Origin of the sequence: Glaciimonas sp. Gout2 (assembly GCF_035018905.1) — a bacterium.
GTDB lineage: Bacteria > Pseudomonadota > Gammaproteobacteria > Burkholderiales > Burkholderiaceae_D > Glaciimonas.
On record NZ_JASJXA010000126.1, the window covers coordinates 1 to 708 of the forward strand.

The 708-nt window shown below is 46.9% G+C and carries 2 protein-coding genes; both read left to right on the forward strand.

Annotation, left to right across the window (positions count from 1 at the left end; all coding sequences use genetic code 11):
• The first annotated feature begins 215 nt into the window (after window positions 1–215).
• Window positions 216–407 carry a hypothetical protein gene (locus QN379_RS23435; protein WP_323507764.1) on the forward strand — a complete coding sequence of 64 codons (192 nt, stop codon included), beginning with the start codon at window positions 216–218 and terminating at the stop codon, window positions 405–407.
• Between the two features lie 63 nt (window positions 408–470).
• On the forward strand, window positions 471–708 hold a 238-nt coding region (locus QN379_RS23440), incomplete at its 3' end, for a hypothetical protein (protein WP_323507765.1).

The window sequence follows — 708 nt, forward strand, 5'->3', positions numbered from 1 at the left end:
GGTGTGACGTACCAGGTCGCTATCAAATTGCGGTCGTAGGCCCCACAAGTACGGACGAAGACCGTGTATGGGTTATCGACACAAAGACTGGAGGCGTAAGTTTATGTTACGAGTCGGCTGCTCAAATTCACTGTCTGAAAAGTGAACCTCCGAATCTGCAATTTTAACAACCGATACGCCGCCCACACGACTCACAGGACTTTAGGAAACCAAACATGAAGAAACTAATTATTATCGTCGCCTTGATACTTACTGGATGTGCATCTCCAGCAGTTTTTCGTGATCCGAAAAGCGGACAAGTTGCTCAGTGCAACGCTGCCACACCAGGAATTTTCCCTATCATTGCCCAGCATGAAATTGATGATTGCGGCGCGGCATATTTACGTATGGGCTGGCAAAAGCAATGATTTTTCTGGATTATCATTAACCACACTGCCAGCACTCTTTGGGATGTGATAGGCAGTGAGTCCGTGGCTAGCAATATTCATAAATTGCCTCGCCATCCGAACAACGGCGAAACATTCAGAAAATGGCGCGTCAATTATGAAAGAAGAACAAGCATCGTGGGGCATGCGATAGATGCGGATTTATCACCTGAGTTTTTTGCGTATAGCAGAAACTGCCTAAGCACCGAGCCAGATTTTAAGAGCAACGTGGGTAGGCGTGTGGGTAGGAGAAATGCAAAAAGCCCCGTCATAGGGGCTTTTT

What these genes read in the sequence shown, in the direction of transcription:
- QN379_RS23435 (WP_323507764.1), top strand. Translation starts at nt 216, where the DNA reads ATGAAGAAACTAATTATTATCGTCGCCTTGATACTTACTGGATGTGCA.